Origin of the sequence: Halococcus morrhuae DSM 1307 (assembly GCF_000336695.1) — an archaeon.
GTDB lineage: Archaea > Halobacteriota > Halobacteria > Halobacteriales > Halococcaceae > Halococcus > Halococcus morrhuae.
Genome location: NZ_AOMC01000035.1, coordinates 1 through 2,482, shown reverse-complemented (window position 1 = coordinate 2,482; position 2,482 = coordinate 1). Strand labels below are relative to the sequence as shown.

The following is a 2,482-nucleotide window of genomic DNA, read 5'->3' as shown; positions in this document are numbered from 1 at the left end:
ATCTCAACGAGATGCCCGGGATTCTCGACGTGTTCGGGTTGGAGAAGTCGCCGGATCACACGTCGTTCTGCAATTGGGAGAAGGAGATCTCGATGCGGACGCTCCGCAGCCTGCTCCGCAGAACGGCGGAGCAGGCTGGCTTCTCGGGAACTGGAGCAATCGATGCCAGCGGCTTCCAGCGTGGTCAGGCAAGCCATCATTACCGCAAGCGGGCGGATTACTCGTTTCAGGCGATGAANCTTAGACTCGTGAAGTACGCCAATCCAGGCCACTACCGAACATTCTTCGACGAACTCCTCAACCGATCAACCAAAACAACCATGAGCTGTGACCTCACAGTCGCTAGTTGTCCACTCTTTCGGTCACGGTACGAGCAGATACGTTGAAAGAGACCAGACGTGAGGCGGGATCAGAGTGTAACCCGCTTGGAAGGCAGTTCCCTGAGAGAATCTGTCGAGTTGCGAACCTCTCGTCGGTCATTCCTGGATCTACGTGAGCGTAGAAAGTGGCTGTCGCTCCTCGCCAGCCTCGCTTCGACCGAAGCGAGGCGGCTCAGGCGAGTCCGTGATCGCATCCCGCCGGCAATCCTACCCCGTTCGTTCGATACTTCTCCTTCCAACCGAGTTCATCGTCCAACACCTGTTCGACTCCGTGGAGAAACGCATCACCGAACGTGAACTCCACCGGGAGTGCTCGCCCGCCACGTTGTGGCGCGGCGAGCACCGCCCACTGGAGCACGACCCACAGCTGCTCTAACAGAAACCCAACGCCCACGTAGAACAACCGGATCGTCGTCGATGGCGTTGTTGTGAGGGCACGCGCTTCGCGGAACTTCTCGTAGCTCTTCTCGATCCGTGAGCGCTTGTTGTAGACTGTCGCGACCTGTCGCGGCGTGCGGTCTTCCAGACCGTACGCCGCGTATCCCGTCCGTTTTACCCCCGACTTCCCTCGATCTCCGTTGTGGTAGGTGACGTTCACCGCTAGTGGATACGTCTGTTCGTGCTCTTTGCCTTCACAGATCGTCTCTTCGGTCATATACGACGCGTTGACCGAGAGCTTCCGCCGGAGCGAGTCTTTCCCGGTCTTGACCGGAAAGACTGGCGGCGCAGTCTCACGAAGTACCCCGATCAGTTCCCCGTTGAAGGCAGCTCTATCGATGAGAATCTGCTTGGTCTCGAAGGGATAGGTCTCGACGCGGGCGAGCACGCGCTCGACCGCGTCAGCCTTGCTGTCCTCGCCAGCTACTGGCTCTACGGCGAGAGTCAGTGGCTTTCCCCGGGCGATGACGAACGCTGTACAATAGCGGTGACACTTCGTTGTTCCGTCACGGGCTTGCATCCTCCTGAACTCGTCTTCGTCCTCTGGGTGGCCGTGGAACGGGTTGTCCATGAAGTCAATACAGACGGTTCTCGACCCGCCACGGTCGAGAACCGTCATTGCGACCAACGCAAGAATGTCGTTCACAGCGTCCAGCATGGCGGGTTTCTGGAGGGTGTGGAGCCAGTCCATCACAGTCTTGCGGTTTGGCGTATCGCTGGTCTTCGTCGTGACCCCGTTGATCGATGTCGTTCCAACGGCGGCCCGAAGCACGACTTCCATGATCCCCTCGGGATCGAGGACGGAGCCCTCGATCCCTTCCATCGGAATCAGCTCCAGCATCTCCAGAGCAAGAGATTTCAACTGGCCGTTCGAAAGGAACTCGTCCGGATCTGTGAGAACTTCCTTGAGCAAGGGTAGGTTCATCACGAGAACATCCGGACAGCGGGTGAATCAGGTCACTGATTCATCCGCTTCATTCCTACAACGTATCAGCTATTGGGCTGTTGAGCCAAAGTGGACAACTAGCGACAGTTGAGGCTACCAGAGGCAAAGTCTAGAGGACTTTGCGACGCGACCGAAAAAGAGATTAGCCCAATTTGATTATCAAAAAGGAGATATACTATCAGACATATATGATGAACGAGGTGAAGTACCGTCAGGTTATATTCCAAATTTCAATGCACCACTAAAGACCGCTATTGAGTCGGTACTACCTGGAATAGAGTACAAGGGAGTGAGTATTGAAGATAATGTTTATCAAGTTATGTTTGAGAATCGAGCAGGCGAACGTGTCCAATTCGACCACCTTTCATCGGGTGAGAAAGATGCTATCGCCATGCTGTTCCTACTAGTGGAGAAACAAATAGAAAATTTGGTTTCGGAAGTCCGAGAAGTTGATTCTGAGCAGGAGGATTTGATCTTACTAATTGACAGTCCAGAATCCCATCTCCATCCAGCAATGCAAAGCCGGTTTTTCAACTATCTACAAGATATTTTGAAGAGTTCGGAGGGTGAAAATCTCGATTTGCAAGTGATGATGTGTACACATTCTCAAATGATTTTGAACGACTGTGAGTATGTGTTTAGCGCAGTCCGTTCGTAGATGCCTCTGCACGTGATTCTGGTTCCTCTCCTCCGAGTATCGACATCAGTTGATCCGGCG

Annotated in this window: 2 protein-coding genes and 1 pseudogene; 2 read left to right on the top strand and 1 reads right to left on the bottom strand. The window is 54.1% G+C overall.

Features of this window, described 5'->3' with window-relative positions; translation table 11 throughout:
- Positions 1 to 236, top strand: a pseudogene (locus C448_RS17150) (IS5/IS1182 family transposase); the annotation flags it as partial.
- Between the two features lie 316 nt (positions 237 to 552).
- Here the strand turns inward: C448_RS17150 and C448_RS01875 are convergent.
- On the bottom strand, positions 553 to 1,743 hold the full coding sequence (locus tag C448_RS01875; RefSeq protein ID WP_004051515.1) for an ISH3 family transposase: 1,191 nt from the start codon (positions 1,741 to 1,743) through the stop codon (positions 553 to 555).
- 193 nt (positions 1,744 to 1,936) lie between these two features.
- Between C448_RS01875 and C448_RS15295 the strand changes: the two genes are divergently transcribed.
- Positions 1,937 to 2,422 (top strand): AAA family ATPase, encoded by a 486-nt coding sequence (locus tag C448_RS15295; protein WP_080503140.1) that lies wholly within the window; start codon positions 1,937 to 1,939, stop codon positions 2,420 to 2,422.
- Positions 2,423 to 2,482 lie beyond the last annotated feature (60 nt).

Bases quoted from the DNA above. Each gene is read 5' to 3' on its own strand.
- C448_RS01875 (WP_004051515.1), bottom strand. From the start codon at position 1,743: ATGAACCTACCCTTGCTCAAGGAAGTTCTCACAGATCCGGACGAGTTC.